The sequence below is a fragment of the Vibrio owensii genome, assembly GCF_002021755.1.
Lineage (GTDB): Bacteria > Pseudomonadota > Gammaproteobacteria > Enterobacterales > Vibrionaceae > Vibrio > Vibrio owensii.
On the sequence record NZ_CP019960.1, the window covers coordinates 2,240,425 to 2,257,916 of the forward strand.

General features: G+C 47.1%; 15 protein-coding genes. 10 read left to right on the top strand and 5 right to left on the bottom strand.

Annotated features, from left to right (window positions below):
* The first annotated feature begins 208 nt into the window (after positions 1-208).
* Entirely contained in the window at positions 209-604 is a 396-nt protein-coding gene (locus A9237_RS26530; protein WP_020195074.1) for a GFA family protein, read from the top strand.
* Positions 605-630: 26 nt separating this feature from the next.
* Here A9237_RS26530 and nhaD read toward each other — a convergent pair whose 3' ends face one another.
* Both nhaD and A9237_RS26540 read right to left on the bottom strand, forming a co-directional pair.
* Entirely contained in the window at positions 631-2,061 is a 1,431-nt protein-coding gene (gene nhaD / locus A9237_RS26535) for a sodium:proton antiporter NhaD (protein WP_005434712.1), read from the bottom strand.
* Between the two features lie 420 nt (positions 2,062-2,481).
* The gene (locus A9237_RS26540; protein WP_078610181.1) at positions 2,482-3,507 is read right to left on the bottom strand and encodes an acyltransferase; all 1,026 of its coding nucleotides are present in this window, start codon (positions 3,505-3,507) and stop codon (positions 2,482-2,484) included.
* Between the two features lie 255 nt (positions 3,508-3,762).
* Between A9237_RS26540 and A9237_RS26545 the strand changes: the two genes are divergently transcribed.
* Both A9237_RS26545 and A9237_RS26550 read left to right on the top strand, forming a co-directional pair.
* Positions 3,763-4,353 carry a TetR/AcrR family transcriptional regulator gene (locus A9237_RS26545; protein ID WP_009706743.1) on the top strand — a complete coding sequence of 197 codons (591 nt, stop codon included), beginning with the start codon at positions 3,763-3,765 and terminating at the stop codon, positions 4,351-4,353.
* A 122-nt stretch (positions 4,354-4,475) separates the two neighbouring features.
* Positions 4,476-5,330, top strand: coding sequence for an alpha/beta fold hydrolase (locus A9237_RS26550; protein WP_078610182.1), 855 nt, complete (start codon positions 4,476-4,478; stop codon positions 5,328-5,330).
* Positions 5,331-5,448: 118 nt separating this feature from the next.
* Here A9237_RS26550 and A9237_RS26555 read toward each other — a convergent pair whose 3' ends face one another.
* Positions 5,449-7,989, bottom strand: coding sequence for a glycosyl hydrolase family 18 protein (locus A9237_RS26555; RefSeq protein WP_078610183.1), 2,541 nt, complete (start codon positions 7,987-7,989; stop codon positions 5,449-5,451).
* Between the two features lie 404 nt (positions 7,990-8,393).
* Positions 8,394-8,897 carry a DUF2850 domain-containing protein gene (locus A9237_RS26560; protein WP_005434722.1) on the bottom strand — a complete coding sequence of 168 codons (504 nt, stop codon included), beginning with the start codon at positions 8,895-8,897 and terminating at the stop codon, positions 8,394-8,396.
* A 220-nt stretch (positions 8,898-9,117) separates the two neighbouring features.
* Between A9237_RS26560 and ppnP the strand changes: the two genes are divergently transcribed.
* Both ppnP and A9237_RS26570 read left to right on the top strand, forming a co-directional pair.
* Positions 9,118-9,402 (top strand): pyrimidine/purine nucleoside phosphorylase, encoded by a 285-nt coding sequence (gene ppnP / locus A9237_RS26565; protein WP_005434752.1) that lies wholly within the window; start codon positions 9,118-9,120, stop codon positions 9,400-9,402.
* Between the two features lie 139 nt (positions 9,403-9,541).
* Entirely contained in the window at positions 9,542-9,823 is a 282-nt protein-coding gene (locus A9237_RS26570) for a hypothetical protein (protein ID WP_038894988.1), read from the top strand.
* 72 nt (positions 9,824-9,895) lie between these two features.
* On the opposite strand, the gene A9237_RS26575 is transcribed toward A9237_RS26570, so the two are convergent.
* Entirely contained in the window at positions 9,896-11,086 is a 1,191-nt protein-coding gene (locus A9237_RS26575) for a GGDEF domain-containing protein (protein WP_038894987.1), read from the bottom strand.
* A 447-nt stretch (positions 11,087-11,533) separates the two neighbouring features.
* On the opposite strand from A9237_RS26575, the gene A9237_RS26580 reads away from it, so the two are divergent.
* From A9237_RS26580 to A9237_RS26600, 5 genes are all read left to right on the top strand, one after another.
* Positions 11,534-12,859, top strand: a complete 1,326-nt coding sequence (locus A9237_RS26580; RefSeq protein ID WP_038894986.1) for a carbohydrate porin — start codon at positions 11,534-11,536, stop codon at positions 12,857-12,859.
* A gap of 418 nt (positions 12,860-13,277) precedes the next feature.
* The gene (locus A9237_RS26585) at positions 13,278-14,282 is read left to right on the top strand and encodes a LacI family DNA-binding transcriptional regulator (RefSeq protein WP_020195082.1); all 1,005 of its coding nucleotides are present in this window, start codon (positions 13,278-13,280) and stop codon (positions 14,280-14,282) included.
* A gap of 22 nt (positions 14,283-14,304) precedes the next feature.
* Positions 14,305-15,552 carry an ABC transporter substrate-binding protein gene (locus A9237_RS26590; RefSeq protein ID WP_078610184.1) on the top strand — a complete coding sequence of 416 codons (1,248 nt, stop codon included), beginning with the start codon at positions 14,305-14,307 and terminating at the stop codon, positions 15,550-15,552.
* Between the two features lie 60 nt (positions 15,553-15,612).
* The gene (locus A9237_RS26595; protein ID WP_020195084.1) at positions 15,613-16,602 is read left to right on the top strand and encodes a carbohydrate ABC transporter permease; all 990 of its coding nucleotides are present in this window, start codon (positions 15,613-15,615) and stop codon (positions 16,600-16,602) included.
* 1 nt (position 16,603) lies between these two features.
* Positions 16,604-17,488: a carbohydrate ABC transporter permease gene (locus A9237_RS26600; protein ID WP_005434781.1), complete on the top strand. Its 885-nt coding sequence runs from the start codon at positions 16,604-16,606 to the stop codon at positions 17,486-17,488.
* The last annotated feature ends 4 nt before the right edge of the window (positions 17,489-17,492 follow it).

Genomic DNA, 17,492 nt, shown 5'->3' on the forward strand with positions numbered 1-17,492 from the left:
TCCTTGGTTTTAAAACCGTTTTAACTGCGAGCACGCAACCAAAACGGACGCGGTTAGCAAAACGCCAACCAAATAGTGATAAATCGCTGAATAAAATGTCGTGAAAAGTGATTGATGTCGAGTTTTTGACCTAGATTGCGCGGATGTTAACTGTTTAACAGACTTTACACATTAAGCTAGGCAAACACGGAAGGAGCGAGGAAATGTCATGATTAAACAAGTAGGTAGTACGATAATTCAGCCTTTGCATAAGCTTTCTTGTCACTGCGGAAAAGTGCAAATTGAACTGTCATTACCAAATGGAATCGAGAAGCCTAGACGTTGTGATTGTTCTATGTGCCGACGTCGTGGCGCGATTGTGGCATCGGTGCCTTTGAATGGGATTCGCATAATCCAAGGTGAGGATGTACTCAAGCTGTACCAGTTTAATACCAACACGGCTAAGCATTTCTTCTGTAGTGAATGTGGCATCTATACCCACCATCAGCGTCGTTCTAACCCGAGTGAATATGGTTATAACGTTGGCTGCTTAGAAGGCGTAAATCCGTATGAATTGGGAGAGATAGAGGTGATGGATGGCGTAAACCACCCATCAGACCGATAAAGATACATAGCATGGATTGAGGCAGTTTAAGTAAACAAGCTGCCATTCATCCAAAGGTGCGCGGCAATACTCGCAGCGTAACCAAGAGCAATCACCGGTGCCCATTTGAGGTGTCCAAAGAAGGTGTATTGTCCCCTCGCAGCCCCCATGAGAGCCACTCCCGCGGCAGAACCAATCGATAGTAAGCTACCACCCACACCGGCAGTTAGTGTCACCAATAACCAGTTACCCATCGACATGCTTGGATCCATGGTGAGCACAGCAAACATAACCGGAATGTTATCGACGATAGCGGAAAGTATCCCGACCATGACGTTCGCCCAAATTGGGTTCCACTCGGTGTACATCACGTTAGAAACCAGTTCTAGGTAGCCAAGTAAACTCAAGCCGCCAACACACATAACCACGCCGTAGAAGAACAGTAAGGTGTCCCACTCGGCGCGAGACACTCGGTGGAAAACATCAAATGGCACGACAGAGCCTAAGCGTTTTAATGCGTAGTCGTCGCCATTGGCAATCGCGCGCGCGGCTTTTTTGGCGAGGGAGTGTCGAAGGGTTCTGCGCAAGAAATAGCCGAAAAATTGCAGATAAGCGAGACCCATCATCATGCCAATTACAGGTGGGAAGTGCAGCAAGGCGTGGAAAGACACCGCAGTGGCAATAGTCAGGATAAACAAACCCACGATGCGTCTTGCGCCACGCTTAAGTTCGATGTGCTCATGAACCGTATCTGGCTTGGTGTTTGGCACAAACAACGACATGATGAACGCGGGAATAATGTAGTTGATCAGTGAAGGCACAAACAGCGGCATAAACTCAGCAAAACTGACGTGTCCTGCCTGCCAAACCATCAGAGTCGTAATATCGCCAAACGGACTGAATGCACCGCCCGCGTTGGCCGCTATGACGATGTTGATACAAGCTAGGTTTACAAACCTTGGATTATCGCCCGAGACTTTCATCACCACAGCACACATCAACAACGCCGTGGTTAAGTTGTCGGCGATTGGCGAAATTACGAAGGCTAAGCCACCTGTGAGCCAAAATAGCTTTTTGAAATCAAAGCCTTTACCGACCATCCATGCCTGCAAAGCATCAAACAATCTGCGCTCTTCCATCGCATTGATGTAAGTCATCGCCACCAGTAGGAACAATAAAAGTTCGGCGTATTCCAGAAGGTTGTGTTCCAGTGCGGCTTTCGCGACGTCAGCTTGGTTGTGTTGGGTAAACGTGTAACCAATCAAAATCCAGATTAATCCCGCGGCAAGCAGCACTGGCTTGGATTTTCGCATGTGCAGGTATTCTTCCAACATCACCAGAATGTAGGCAATGGTGAAGAAGATCAGCGCGGCGTAACCGACGGTGGAATTGATGAGATTAAGTTCACTGGTCGCAGCTGCAAGTGCGGAGCTAGAAAATATCAAACAGCAAAACGCGACAATTGGATAGATTGGCATAGACATTTCTCCTTGTCTGACTGGAGAAATTTTAGCCACATATTAATAGGTTAAGTGTGAGTAAGCTCGAATTAACGGTAGGAGTTTTGAATTGATGTAGCTTGCGCCACTACTTTCTGAGTGACGCAATGCTCGCTGCGCCAAATAGGATTACTGCAGCGTATAAACCATAAGTTAGCCAATGGCTAATTTCTAAAAAAGGAACGAGTCCTTGACCTGCCCACATACCGCCTCCGTTTAATGAGCATTTTGTTGATGTCGAATGAATCTAATGGAAATGAACAATGTTTTTTGTGAGAGAAAGCAAATTACGTGGTATTAGGAATGATAATTTTGATGAGTGAGAGTGAGCTCTCATTTTTGAGAGGCTTGCTGTAACCCCAAAGTGTTAGAGCAAGCCATACATAGTGCTGAATGGATTTAGCGCAGCAATAGTTTTTTCAGCGGAGTGGCTTCAATACCCTTCACAAGCAGCAGGGTAACCACAATGGTTGCTGGGTAAATGAAAGCGTCTTTCGCCAAGTTTTCTAACCCCAACATGCCTGCGACGTTCATCATCATGATGATCACCAATAGGTGGCTGACGTAGATACCTAAAATGCTCGGAGACCACTTAAACACCCACGGCATATTGCCGAAGTTTGGATGGGCAAGAAGCCACATGAATACACCTAAAGACCAGATCACAGTGCCGAACAAGAAGTCGTGCGAATTAAAGGCGATCTCGTAGTTCATCAAGTAATAGGCTTCGGCAAAGTGCAGCGCCATACCGATCAAAATCAAGCGAATAGTGTTGTTGCGAGACCATTGCCACTGGTGTTGCCGCGCTAAGTAACCAAGCACCACTAACAAGGTACTGAAGAACGGACCATTACGAGTGAAGAAGGGGGCTGGTAGCTCTGTAAGCGTGATGTAGCTGCCTGCGAACACTCCGTAGACGTATAGCAATACGGCCGTTGGTAGCAGCAACTGAGCCATACCAATACGAACCAGAAACGCAATGATGGCCACAGCAATGATCAGGGCTGGGATAAACCACAAGTGCACCAAACCACCTTCCAACAGTGAGTTGATTGGGTTGGACATTAGGTAGCCCCAATAACCTTGTCGTTCGGTGAGATAACCCGCCTCTGCAACCACTGGCCAACGGAAAGGTACCAAGAGACAAATCGCGCTCCAAACCAACCATATTTTAAGCAAAGGCTTGGTGTAGTTTTTGAGTGTCTCCACGGGATTCGTGCTGAGCTTTGGTTGGATGAGATAGCCGGAGATGAGGAAAAATAGTGGCACGGCAAAACGAGCCAACTGGTTGAGCATGTATCCGACCCAAGGCACTCCGTCCCATTGCCAATAGGTGAGAGCCATCTGACAGTGAAGCCCTACGATCGCAAACATCGCGATGATGCGGGCAAATTCTAAACTGGCAATTTTCTTTGTGGTTGCCATAAGTGCTTACCTAAAAAAGTGAAAAAATCGCTGCGAAATTAGCAGGTAACGGCTCAGTTCTCGCGGTAAAAAATCAACTCATGCGCAATTGACGGCGACCAGTTTTCGAAATTCAGACCCATCTCAAATTTCGAAAATTCATATTCATAAGATTACTCAATGTATTGCGATCGAGAGTGTGCAGATGGCTATAGGATGGTTTGACCAGTAAATTGGTGATTTGCAAAAAAGTACGACCGTGCTAAAACTGTATTTATGAAAAAAGGAAAAGTAACCAAAGAGCTGATACTGCAGCGTGCGTTCCAACTCGCGAGTGAAAACGGGTTGGAGAGCCTCACTATTGGTGAGCTTGCAAAGCAGTGTGGTATGTCGAAAAGCGGCCTATTTGCTCACTTCAATTCCAAGCTGAACTTACAGCTGTCGGTATTGGAGTTTGCCAACCAAGTGTTTGCTGAGCGCGTAATTGCGCCCGCGCGTGAGTTGGGTGATAGCAACATCGAGCGTAAAGTGCGTGGGTTGTTGGATGCTTGGATGACTTGGAACCACTCTTTTCAAGGCAGTTGCATGTTCCTCGATGCTTGGAACGACACCGCAGAAGAAGGTTGTGCGTTGCAAGCAGCATTGCGTAAATCAATTGATACTTGGTTGAATTACCTAGAAATTCAGATCAAGAAAGGCAAAGAAAACCAAGAGTTTGTGGCGGACTTAGATACGCGACAAGCGACCTTTGATCTATACGGGCAGTACTTAAGTGCACACGTATTTTACTCGATCAAAGGGGAAGAAGAGAGCCAGAGACTGTTCTGGCAAGGCATCGATAACTTGTTTATTCGATGGAAGCGCTAGCCCCGCGGTAACGGGCATAGTAAGAGATTCATAACAAAGGGCGACGGAGAGCGCTCTTTCTTATCAGTTTAAAAAGCACGACCGTTCTATTTTGTGCAAAGCTGATAGCTAAGGAAACGATCATGAGTGAGAAAATCTACTTCAATACTTCGCAGAAATTCAGTGTAAAGCGCAGTTTAATCAACATCAGCACGCGTTTGCACCACACGCTAGCACCGTCACACGCAAAAAAGACTGCGCGTAAATTGCTGCTTACCCCTGCGCGTACTCAGCCAAAAAATGCCGAGCCACAAGGGCTTATCAAAAGTGAAATCCAAGGTCATGCTGGGGCAATTAAAACCTATCAGCTTGGCCGTGGTCCGGTATGGGTGTTGACTCACGGTTGGTCGGGGACCGCAAGCCAGTTCTATCCGTTGATGGAGCACATTGCCGCATCGGGTTACACCGCACTCGCATACGACCATCCTGCGCATGGTGAGAGTGATGGTCAGTATGGGCACATCCCTGCGTTTGTTCGAGGTCTAGAGGATGTATTGGATTCGGTGGAAGACGTGGCCGGTTTGGTTGGACACAGTATGGGAACGGCGTCGGCATTAGAGTGCCGTCACAGCAAATTAGAAAACAAGCCTTTGTTATTGATTGCGCCAGTATTGAACTACGTTGAAAACCTGTTTGGCAGCATTGCACGTTCGGGTTATTCAATGAAGCTATTCAAAGCGGTGGTTTCGGAAGTGGAAGATCAGTTTAACTACCCATTACAGTCGATTGACCCAGAGAGACGCTTAGCCGAACGTGAAGCGAAAACCATCATTGTTCACGATGAGCAAGACAAGTTCACTAAGCACAGCGTATCCGCGCAAGCGGCAAGTGAGATTGAGCGAGTGGAGTTGGTCACGACCCAAGGGCAAGGCCATGGACGCGTGATGAAGTGTGATGAGGTATTCGAGAGCTTCGATCGTTTAATTGAAGCAAGCTGATTATTGAAAAGCATTCCCTAGATTCTGATGAGACAACAAAGGACAGCCGAAGCTGTCCTTTTCTTTTATAACTCTATTGAAAGCGAGTGATGTTGAATCACAATGCTTTTAGCAGTGCTTAGTTACAGTTAGCTGGACCAACTTCTTTCCAAACACCCCATTCGCCAGATTGGCTAGGATCTTGGCCTTGAGTCCACCATTTCGCTTCCCAAGTCTTACCAGCATGTGTCACTTGGTCACCGCCAGTGTAAACCGCTGCTGCATCCCAAGCGTTAGTACATGTACCGCCGCCTGTGGTGTGTTTTGCAACAACAACGGTTGCTGTCGCTGTAGATGCCGCTTGACCGTCGCTTACGCTTACAGTGAAGCTTAGGCTAGTGTCTTGTGGGTATTCTGCTGCTGTGAACGTGACTTTTGCACCGTTAACCGTTGCGTTTAGACCTTGAGGTAGCGTCCAATCGAACGTTAGCGTGTCGTTGTCTACATCGCTAGAAGCCGAAGCGTCAATCACAACCACGTCACCTGCGTTTGCTGTTGCTGGTGCAGAAACCTGTGCAACTGGCGCAGTGTTTGGTGGATCAATCACGCCTGCTGGCTTAACCGTTACTACAACAAGATCAGAAGCGGTTGCACCTTCGTTATCAGTAACAGTTAGCTTGAACGTTAGCTGCTCTTCAACGGTCACTTCTGCTACATCGAAGCTTGCTGCCGCAGCGTTCGCGCCAGATAGAGTGACTGCAGTACCAGATACTTGTTCCCAAGCGTAGCTTTCGATTGTGCCATCAGAGTCTGTTGAGTTGCTGCCATCAAGTACAACACTTGCAGGACCTGTTACTGCTTGGTCTGCACCTGCTGCTGCCGTTGGTTTACGGTTTGGCTGAGGTACTACGCTGCCTGCCATACCTTCGTGCATTGCATTCAGGATGTCGCCGTTATCTGCGTCAATTTCCCAAGAGAATAGACCTGCTAGACCTAGAGATTTCGCGTAGCTGCCTTTTGCCAATACAGAGCGGTGGTCATCAAATGTAATCAGCTCACCAGTCGAACGGTTCCACACCCAAGGTGCTTCTGCTTGAGCATCGTAGCCATATTCAAAGCCGTTGATACCCGTATTGTTCGCACCTAGCATAAATGACTTAATGCCTTTGTAGTCAATGACGCCATCTTCCCAAACACCTTGAGCTGTGCTGCCTTTCAGTTTACCTGTAGCAGTACCTGTCATTGGGTCATTTGGATCGGTTAGCGTATCCGGTGTTACGCCTTCCCAACCACGGCCGTACATTGCTGTACCTAGAACCAGTTTGTTCGCAGGAACGCCTTGCGCTAGTAGTAGTTGGATGCCGTTGTCAGCCGTGTAAGCTGGACCTTTGTACGGTTCGCCATTTTCATCAACGCCGCTGCCGTCACACTGACCAGGGCGCATAAACGAACCACAGTAAAGTGCTGTTTGGTGACCAGGAACGTTGTTCCAACCGCCGTAGAAGTCGTATGTCATCGCGAAGATGTAGTCCATGTACTGAACTGCGTCTGCGTAATCAACGTCTTCAATTTTGTCGTAACCCACACCGATTGCTGAAGTTAGCTCGTAAGTACGGCCAGTTTCTGCTTCTAGCTCATCTAACATTGCACGCAGTTCACGCATTAATGCGATGTATGCTGGGCCATCGTTTACTGGGTCGCCCTTATCAGCTGCAGCGCCGCCACCACCAGGGAATTCCCAGTCGATGTCCACACCGTCGTAGAACTTCCACGTTTTCAGGAATTTCTTAACTGACGCGACAAACGTGTCACGGTTGGCTTTATCAACGAAATCGAAGAATGGGTCAGACAGTGTCCAACCACCGATAGATGGGATGATTTTTAGATCAGGGTTACGTTGTTTCAACGCCATTAGCATTGCGTAGTTACCCTTGATCGGCGTGCTGTACTCATGGCCTGCTTGCGCGAAGCTCTTTTGGTACGCTGCCCATGGGTCATGGATAACCACTTCGTAGTCGTTCACGCCGCGACACGCTGTTTGCAGTGCGTTGAAGCTGTTACCACCAACCGATTTCACAGATTCGTTTGGACCACAAATTGGAATGAAGCCGTAAAGGATGTGCGTCAGGTTGTCGACTGGCATGTTGTCGACAGTGTAATCACGGCCGTAGATGCCCCATTCAACAAAGTACGTACCCATCACGACGCTTGGGTCTGTGTTGTAGGTTTTGTTGTTCGGGTCAACATTCATGGTTAGAGGTGGTAAGTGAGAACCATCGGTATCTGCGATAGTAATCTCTGCAGGAGCGCTCTTAGCACAGCCTGTTGCATCACACGCTTCGATTTCCATTTGATACAAACCACCTTGGCCGTACTCAAACGACGCTGTGGTTTGGCTACCAGTGATAGTGCCAGTTGCAACCTGAACACCATCAAAATAGATGTTGTAAGTGTCGCCAGATGTGCCGCTCCACTGGTTGAATTTCACGTTGATCTTGGCTAGTTCATGGTACTTAACCATGTCGTTGTAGCCAGATGTGGTTTCCATTGCCAACTCAATTTTAGAAAATTGCAGGTTGTTGGAACCGTACATATCGATACTTGGTGCGGTAGGAGCCGCGTTTGCAGCGCCAGATAATGCTAGGGCAACCCCAGCTGCACATAGGTTAAATCGAATCATAACTTCTCTCTCAATCCTTGAATTCATGTTCATTGACGAACATAAGCTGCTCCTGCGACAGAAAAGACAACCAATTCACACACTGTGCAAAAGCATCCCTTTGAGCATTTCAGAGGCTTATTTTTTTTCAAAAAAAATAAATCAAGTTTCGACCGTGTTACCTAAATCTCACTACAAGAAACATACTTTTGCAGTGAAAATTCAATATCGAGCCAAGATTTTATAAATATTTTGCATGTATTTAATTAATCGCTTACTCAGTTCGCATGCGTTATTTTGCGAGTGAAATTAAATTTTTGTTATGCAATAGAGCAAGTTACGAGCAAAAGTGCTTGTTTCGTATACAGAAGATGTTTTGTTGGGAAAAGCGATTTGTAGACGAAGGCTAATTGATAGACTAAAAGCTATTTGCGGCTGAAATGTTCACTCAGAGCGGCGCGACGTTTCGACGCTGCTCCTGTTTCTGAACCTTGAACAGTGTGTTCATAGCCTTTGAGAATAAAACGTTGATCGGGCAAGCGTGGTTCAATGCGGCGAATTTGTGGAGAGAGGTGGGAGCCGGACAGCTGGTACTCTGTCATTCCCAATCCTGTGTTGAGGGTGACCACTTTGCCGTCGAACTCGAATTGTGTTGCGATGAGGCGATGGTTACGAAAGACACCGTCGGGTGTAAAAGAAAGCTGCTCGGTTTGATATGGTGGCGCACCAATCTCAATCCATTCCCCATAGACTTTATCCGGATCAATGTAATCCAAATAAGAAGCATAAAGCTGATAGCTAATCACACCAGCCAATGCGCAGCCGAACAGAGCAAAGCCCCCTTTGATGATTTTGAACTGATGACGAGCCCAAAATGAGGGTTGCGGTTCTGGTTTCTGATTGCGTTTACGGCGCGGTGTGGTGGTCATGATCCCTGCTTACTTTCCTTTTTTATTATGGTGAGAAGCTTGGGTCGCAAAAACAAACAATCTTGCCTTTGAGACGGTGAAATTATGATCTGATGTCCACTTTTACATTCCGAAACACAGTTATTGAGAATTTAGCCTTTAACGAAAGGTCAATGTAGAGACTTGAGTCGTAAACCGAAACAGGGTAAAAAAGAGCTGATTTTTGATAAGGAAACCAATAATGAGTATTAAGGAAAACAGTTATTTTGCTGGTGGCGTAAAGTCACTGGGTTTTAACCAACAAGGACAGGACGTAAGTGTTGGTGTGATGTTGCCAGGTGAGTATACGTTTGGCACTCAAGCGCCAGAGCGCATGAGCGTTGTCAAAGGTGCATTGATTGTAAAGAAAGCCGGCGACGTTGATTGGGTAACTTACAACAGCGGTGAGTTCTTTGAGGTAGAAGGCAACTCATCATTTGAGCTGCAAGTAAAAGACGCAACGGCGTACTTGTGTGAGTACCTATAAGAGACAAACAGAATTGAAATGAAAGCCACCTTCGGGTGGCTTTTTTCATGCATCTTGTTCAGATGCAAAGGTTTTTAGCAACAAACTGATAACTTTGTATATACTTAAGATAGGTGCACCCATCAACAAGGAGGAAGTGATGGCAGTACAACCTAAACATTCTGATCTCCCTCCTCGCTATGAGGCGACAGAGTTTACAACTGAGCAGAGACACCGCTTTACGAAAGTGGCCAATGCCGCTCAAAAGCGCCGTGCTTTCTATAAGCGTGCGATCGAAAACAGCTTGGTCGGTAAAATAAAAGAGCGAGCGCTCAAGCCTGTTATTCCACCAAAAGAAGACAAACCGAGTAAAACGCGCCAAGTCATATGGTTGCTCACCTTTCTACTTGGCGGTTTGTGGGCGATGTACATGTTCGCTTAATGTAAGTGGTTGTTGCCCTTTCTCTATTGGCAAGTACAAGCCAGTTCGCAAATACACGCCAATCGACATTTCTTACAAGCTTGCGTCACGTTGAAGAGACGTGACGTTTTCACTGCCCATTGCTCCAACCAACGAATGCCTTTGATGGCGCAACTCTTCTGCGTGTGAGCAGTGCTCATAATATGCGTACTGATTTTTGCCTGTGTGCTTGGCTGCGTACATGGCTTTATCGGCGCAACGTGTTAGCTCTGACAGGTCATTGGCATCTTGGTGGTAAATCGCGACCCCAATACTCATGGTCAGCTCGTTGATGTTGTCTTCCGAGTGGTAGCCTTTTTGGAACAAGTTGACGATGCGATCCATGATTCGGTCTAGATCTTTCTTGCAGCGCACATCGTAAAGCATCAACACAAACTCATCCCCAGCAAAGCGCGCAATCGAATAGTCGTGCTTATCCGTCTTTCTGTCTTTATTACGAATGTTGTTTTTCAGGCGTGTTGCAAAGTGCTTTAACACGCGGTCGCCGACATCGTGTCCGTAGTTGTCGTTAATGTGCTTAAAGTTATCGATATCGAGGAAAACCAGAGCAGTGACGGTATTGTTTTGAGTTTGATCTAATTCTTCCAGTTTCGCGCGCGCCCAAGTTTCAAAGCTCCAACGGTTGGCAAGGCCCGTTAATTGGTCGAGATAGGCGAGTTCTTCAATCCCTTCGCGATAAAGGGTCTGAATGTAGTTCACTACTTTTGAGTAGTAGTAAGAGAAGGTATGACAAACAAAGCAAATCGCCACAAGGGTGAACATAAAGCGGCGTTCGGTCATCTCGCTAGCAGTAGGCACACTCTCTAAAAAGGTTAAACCGAAAAAGATGATGAGAGTGTAGGTGACACTGAACAGCAAGCCGACTTTGAATTCGTTAATCAGAATAATGGCGGCAACAATGGGGTAAAGCCACAACAAACGACCCGATGGCGCGTCGTTATAAAGCAGCAACAGAAGACCATCGAACATCAACACGCCGGTGAGCAATAAGTCGGCGTATTGGTGATGACCTCGAACCTTAATCAGATAACTTATGGTGAGACACGCAATAGAGCACAACCCGATTAATAAGCTGAGTCCCCAATTCCCTTGCAGATAGTGCACGATAGACCCGTACGCTAAGAATGCGGTGGCAATGCTAGAACAGAGAAATACGATCTTCTTCTTTCTTGTCGATCGGATATCCGCCATTTCCTCTAGGCGTGCTCCGGCCAATTTCGACATTATGTTTCCCTACTTAAGAATTACTTAGTGCCTATTCTAGGTGGTAATTTAGTGCTACATGGAATAGCAAAGCGTTTAAATGTGATATGAGTCATGTTTACTATTGGTGTGAGTTATTGAATTTGTAAGAAATTTACGGTGTGTGAAAATTTTCAGGATTATGAAACGTTTCATACGATCAGGCATAAATTGCGCTTATTTTGAACAGATTTACGTGATAGCACTTAAACAATTCGGTGAAATGAAAGCGATTTCAAAATGTGAACGACAAAATGGTTGTTTATAAATGCATGATTTTAAGTAAGAAAAATCATGCTGAGTTTCATGCGTTGTTTCATGTCATTTTGAACACGATTGCCATGTGAAGCGGTAGCGGCTTTTCAAACGTTTCATTCCTTAAGATCCCTATTGAAATAATTACACCTACAAAAAACTTAGGGAAATCACATGAAAAACTTAAAGGTTTTACCTCTCGCTCTTGCAGTGGCCACTTCGCTTGCTTCTCTCTCAACTTTTGCTGCCGATTCTGATGTAGAAGCTTTGGAAAAACGAATTCAGGAGTTGGAAAATCGTATTGACCCAACTTATGTGGACAACCAGCAACCTGCTGTTCTAACTCCAGAAATCGAGATTCCACTTGGCGTTGTTTTCTCCGGTTATGCGCGTTATGGCGCACATTACCAAGCTGGCGACGAGAAGTACGTAATGGTGGATGGTTCGTTCAACGGATCATCGGCAATTGGTCGTTTGGGTAACGAAGGCAACGGCGGCGAATTCCAGTTTGGTAAGGCATTCAAGAGCGACAGCGGCGCGATCTGGGATGTGGTGGTGATGTTCGACCATTGGGGCGACGAAGTGAACGTGAAAAAAGCGTACGCAGGCGTAACCAATGTGCTTGAGAGCCAACCTAATGCATACATCTGGGCGGGTCGTGATTTCCACCAACGTCCACAACAAGGCATCAATGACTACTTCTGGATGATGCATGATGGCCAAGGCGGTGGTATCAACAACCTTGAACTTGGCTCGGTTAAACTTGATTTCGGTGTGGTGGGATCGGTTGACAGTTGTAGTCCTGAAATCACTCCGGGAGCGAACCCTTCTATCTCATGTACGGGTGGTGCAGGAACGGGTGACAGCGGCGCTTATGCATTCACTTCTAAGTTGCATGGCATTGATATGGGCTTTGCTGATTTAGAACTTTACGCGAACTATGGTTTTGACTCTGAAGCCATTGAAAGCTCTGAACACATTGACGCGTACCAATTGGGTGCGGTGATTTCTCGTGCACATGACAGTGGCTCAAACCGCTTAGTGTTGCGTTACTCTGACAATGCCGACAACGGTGTATTCTGGAAAACAGAAGATTTAACAACCATCTACGCGAGTTTCGAAGGTAACGCAGACATCGGTGAAAGTGCTGCGGTTGAATACCTATTGGCGTACCACGATTACTCAATTGACGGCTCAAATGCTTTGGAAGATGAGCGTACCAACTACAGTGCCATCGTACGTCCGATGTACTTCTGGAATGATGTGCACTCAACGTGGCTAGAAGCGGGTTACCAAATGGTTGATTACGCGCGTGCGGATGACGACAACACAGGTTGGAAAGTGACGCTATCTCAAAACATCGCGTTTGACTGGGGTGCGGGTGCTCGTCCGATGCTGCGCTTCTACGCAACAGTGGGTGAAGTGGATAACAAAGCGACCAACAACGATCCTAAGCAAGATACGGTTAGCCTAGGTGCGATGTGGGAAGCTTGGTGGTAAGCCATCTCAAACTACACTCTTAACTCTCTCTATTTAGTCATGGCGCTCATTGCAGCCAGTTGAGCGCCAAACTGTTCATTCTTAACCCTATTTTGAGCCGCATTTGCGGCTCTTTTTTTGTTTCTTACCTGCCGTTTTTGATTCATGAATCGATATTAAAGAGTTGTGAAATCAATGCCTTTGCTTGGTTTCATTTGAGCGTGAAATAACCATCTCATGAAACAGTTTCATGGCGTGAAACGAAACTGCCAACCGCTTCATTTTTTCTGATATTGCCCGTATTTAAAGGGATTTCGGTGTGATTTCTCTCACGATAACCCCTAGGTGGATCAGAAATACTAGCTGCCATGAAAGCGGTTTCGAGCAAGTTATCTCGAAGCAGAATTGAATCTTGAGGCTCAGGTAGAAGAGGTTTCTTGTGGCGACGATTAAAGATGTATCTGAATACGCAGGGGTTTCTCAGGCAACGGTTTCTCGCGTGATCAACGGCACCAGCCGAGTGAGTCACGATAAGAAGCTGAAAGTCGAGAAAGCGATTCAAGAACTTGGCTATCGTCCGAACTCGATCGCTCAGGCATTAGCGTCTAGTCGCACCGGCAGCATTGGCATCATCGTGCCAGAGCTTGGCGGTCCTTTTTACTCTGGCATTTTGCACAGCATGGAAGAACGTCTGCGTCGTTTTGGTTATCACGTTGTGGTAACGGCAGGTTCTAACTCGGAGCAAAGCCAGCGTGAATCTGTAGAGTTCCTGCTTGGACGTCGTGTTGATGCCATGATTTTGCACGCACAAAACCTGACTGATGACTATCTCATCGATCTGAAAGAGAAGGGCATTCCAGTGGTGTTAGTTAACCGCTTCATCCCTGAAATGGCGCAAAGCTGTATTGAGATCGATAACGAATTTGGTGGCCAGTTGGCGACCGAATACTTGTTGCGAATGGGGCATCGCAACATAGCGTGTATCACCGGTCCTCTGGACAAATCTGACGCACGGGGGCGTTTACAAGGTTACCGCAAGGCTCTTGAAGAAGCGGGAATCGAGTATGACGAAGCGTTGGTGTCCGAGGCCGGTTTTACCGAAGAGTCTGGGGAAAGCGCGATGCGTAAGCTGTTAAAGCGCGATTGTCATTTTACTGCCGTATTTGCCTGTAACGATCACATGGCTTTCGGTGCTTACGAAGTGCTGAAAGCTCATGGTGTTGACGTTCCAGAGCAGATCTCCCTTGTGGGGTTCGATGACATATTGTTTGCGCGTTACCTCACGCCAGCCCTAACCACAGTTAACTTCCCTATTGAGCAAATGAGTGCTGAGGCTGTCCAGCTCGTGATTCAAATTCTCAATAAAAACAAACGAGATGTGAACTTCAAACTGTCGCCGAATTTGGTGCCGAGAAGTTCAGTCAAGGAACTGCATACCCTATAAAACGATAATTAAGGACAACAACATGAAACTGAAAACTTTGACGCTTGCGATGACCGCTGCTTTGGGTGTTGCTGCAACGGTAAACGCGGCTGACGAAACCAAAATTCGCTTCGATGGTTTCCCTGATTTCGATAGCAGCTTGAAAGTTCTGCTACCGGATTTCGAGAAAGAAACCGGCATTAAAGTGGATTACCTGATGAATAACCACGGTGACCACCACACGAAGCTGACCACTAACTTGGCGACGGGCTCTGGCGCAGGGGATGTGATTGTTGTTGATGTAGAAAAAATTGGTCCATTCGTTGCTTCGGGCGGCTTAGTCAATCTGTCTGAAAAATATGGCGCAGACAAATACGCAGAAAGCTTTGCGCCTTATGCATGGGCGCAAGGTAAAGGTGCTGACGGTGATGTGTATGGTATGCCTGTCGACCTAGGTCCGGGGGTCATGTACTACCGCACAGACATTTTTGAAAAAGCGGGCATTGATATCAACGAAGCGATCAAAGATTGGGATTCTTACATCGCGGCGGGTGAAAAACTTAAGCAGCAAAACGTTCAATTGATCGCGTCGGCAGCGGATGTGGCACAAGCGATCATCTTCACTACAGTTCCTGAAGGTGAAGGTCTGTACTTCGACAAAGATGGCAATCCAGTCGTGACCTCTGAGCGCTTTGTTCACGCGTTTGAAGTGGCGAAAGAGATCCGTGACAAAGGTTTGGATGGTCGCATCCTTGCGTGGTCAAACGAATGGTACGAAGGCTTCCGTAACGGCACATTCGCCACTCAGCTTTCTGGTGCTTGGCTACTTGGTCACCTAAACAACTGGATTGCGCCTGAAACCGCAGGCAGCTGGGGCGTATCTAACCTTCCTGATGGCATTTACGGTAGCTGGGGTGGCTCATTCCTATCGATTCCAACTCAATCTAAGCATCAAGACGAGGCTTGGAAGCTGATCGAATACATGACAACGAAGCGTGATATTCAACTTAAGCACTTCGAAACTATTGCTGCATTCCCAGCAAACACCACGACTTACAACGACCCAATGTTCGAAGAGAAAATCGAATTCCTTGGTGGTCAGCAAGCGCGCCTACTGTTTGCTGAAGTGGCACAAAATATCAAGCCAGTGGCACCAGCAAAAGGCGACCACGTTGCTCGCTCTATCATCCTAGAAAACGCACTGATGGAAGTGTTGGATGAAGGCAAAGACATTGAAACGGCATTGAAAGAAGCGGAACGCATGATTAAGCGTCGCACCCGTAATTTGTAAGCAATTCGCCATTTGGTAAGCAAGGAGGGCGACGTGCCCTCCTGATTAGAGGTCGTTACTATGAATCATGCAGCGAGCAAGGTTATGGAAACATCAGAGCGTGAGAGTATTTTTTCTCGTCTAAGTTTGAAAGCGCTTACACCGTATGGATTCCTACTGCCGTTTTTGATTATTTTTTCTGTTTTCGGGATCTTCCCGTTACTGTTTTCTATTTTTCTTTCTTTCCATGAGTGGAACCCAGTCGAAGGCTTGGGCGCGATGGATTACGTCGGGTTAGAGAACTACCACATCGCTCTGACTGACCCGTGGCTGTGGCGTTCGCTGAAAAACACGCTTTGGCTAGCGATTACATCTGGCGTGGCGCAGCACTTGGTTGCCCTGCCTGTGGCTTACATTTTGGTGTCTTTGGGTGACCGTTTCCGTCACTGGTTAACGTCGGCTTACTTCCTACCGTTTATCACTTCTACGGTGGCAGCGTCGCTTATCTTCTTCAACATGTACTCACCAAACTCAGGGATCATCAACCAAAGCTTAATGGCTCTGGCGGACAGCACGCTCTTTGGTTGGGCATTCTCTTGGGTTAACGATTTCCAACCAATCCGTTGGTTAGATGATGCCACCATGGTGAAGCCTTCTATCGCCATCATGGTGTTCTGGAAATACACCGGTTTCAACATCGTGCTTTACACCACTGGCTTGATGACGATTCCTAAAGACATCTTAGAAGCGGCACGCATGGACGGTGCAAACGCATGGCGTCGTTTCTGGAGCATTTCGCTGCCAATGATTCGTCCATTCATCTTCTTTGCGGTCACCATGACCATCATCGGTAACTTGCAGTTGTTCGAAGAACCTTTCGTTCTAACGCGCGGCACGGGTGGTACAGGTCAGTCTGGTTTAACCATCTCTATGTACCTCTACAAAGTGGGTTGGGAATGGTTAGAGATGGGCACAGCGTCAGCGATTTCATGGCTGCTATTTACCTTGATTGCAGGCTGTACAGCAATTCAATTCTTCTTCTTCGGTAAGAAAGGTCTAGGGGAGCAATAAGATGAACACTACTACCTTACCTGCGGCGCAGCGTTGGCGTCCAAGCGACCGCAGCATCGAGATCTTTACCAAGATATTGATGGTGATGCTCGGCACTGTGTTGGTGGTGTCTGCCATCATGACCGTATTCCCGTTCATTTGGTCAGCGTTGCTATCGACGCGTGACCGTACTGAAATCTTTGGCACAGGCATCAGCTTTGCGATTGGTGACAGCCTCGCGGTGAACTACGCAAAGCTACTGGAAATCATGCCGTTTTGGCAGGCGATGTTTAACTCCATCTACATTGCTTTCTTAGGCACCACGATTTCACTGCTGTTTTGTAGCATGGGCGGTTACGCGTTTGCGGTGTACAAGTTCAAGGGCAAAAACTTGCTGTTTGGCATGCTGGTTGGCTCGATGATGATTCCACCTGTACTGAGCTTGATCCCGTACTTCATGATCGTGAAATTCCTCGGCTTGCTCGATAACCACCTTGCCGTTTGGTTACCGTTCACTACCACGCCATTTGGCATCTTCTTGATGCGTCAACACGTAGTGGCATCGATTCCGAAAGAGCTGTTAGAAGCGGCGAAGCTCGATGGCGCGGGTGAATTTAGAACTTACTGGAGCGTGGTATTGCCACTGATGAAACCGGCGCTCGCAACCCTAGCTATCGTGCAGTTTGTCTTCTTCTGGAACATGTTCATGCAACCACTTGTAGTATTGACAACGCCAGAAAACTACGTGATTACGCAGGCACTGCGAAGCGTGCAGGGCATTCCGAATACGCCTTGGGGAGCGGTGATGCTCGGAACCACCATCTCAATTTTACCATTAGTGATTACTTACTTATTTGCCTCAAAACAGATGATCAGCGGCTTGACCTCTGGTGCCGTCAAGGGCTAAGCGA

Coding starts and splice junctions, on each gene's coding strand:
- A9237_RS26595 (WP_020195084.1), top strand. CDS start 15,613: ATGAATCATGCAGCGAGCAAGGTTATGGAAACATCAGAGCGTGAGAGT.
- A9237_RS26540 (WP_078610181.1), bottom strand. CDS start 3,507: ATGGCAACCACAAAGAAAATTGCCAGTTTAGAATTTGCCCGCATCATC.
- A9237_RS26530 (WP_020195074.1), top strand. CDS start 209: ATGATTAAACAAGTAGGTAGTACGATAATTCAGCCTTTGCATAAGCTT.
- A9237_RS26560 (WP_005434722.1), bottom strand. CDS start 8,897: ATGACCACCACACCGCGCCGTAAACGCAATCAGAAACCAGAACCGCAA.
- A9237_RS26600 (WP_005434781.1), top strand. CDS start 16,604: ATGAACACTACTACCTTACCTGCGGCGCAGCGTTGGCGTCCAAGCGAC.
- A9237_RS26550 (WP_078610182.1), top strand. CDS start 4,476: ATGAGTGAGAAAATCTACTTCAATACTTCGCAGAAATTCAGTGTAAAG.
- nhaD (WP_005434712.1), bottom strand. CDS start 2,061: ATGCCAATCTATCCAATTGTCGCGTTTTGCTGTTTGATATTTTCTAGC.
- A9237_RS26590 (WP_078610184.1), top strand. CDS start 14,305: ATGAAACTGAAAACTTTGACGCTTGCGATGACCGCTGCTTTGGGTGTT.
- ppnP (WP_005434752.1), top strand. CDS start 9,118: ATGAGTATTAAGGAAAACAGTTATTTTGCTGGTGGCGTAAAGTCACTG.
- A9237_RS26555 (WP_078610183.1), bottom strand. CDS start 7,989: ATGATTCGATTTAACCTATGTGCAGCTGGGGTTGCCCTAGCATTATCT.
- A9237_RS26545 (WP_009706743.1), top strand. CDS start 3,763: ATGAAAAAAGGAAAAGTAACCAAAGAGCTGATACTGCAGCGTGCGTTC.
- A9237_RS26575 (WP_038894987.1), bottom strand. CDS start 11,086: ATGTCGAAATTGGCCGGAGCACGCCTAGAGGAAATGGCGGATATCCGA.
- A9237_RS26570 (WP_038894988.1), top strand. CDS start 9,542: ATGGCAGTACAACCTAAACATTCTGATCTCCCTCCTCGCTATGAGGCG.
- A9237_RS26580 (WP_038894986.1), top strand. CDS start 11,534: ATGAAAAACTTAAAGGTTTTACCTCTCGCTCTTGCAGTGGCCACTTCG.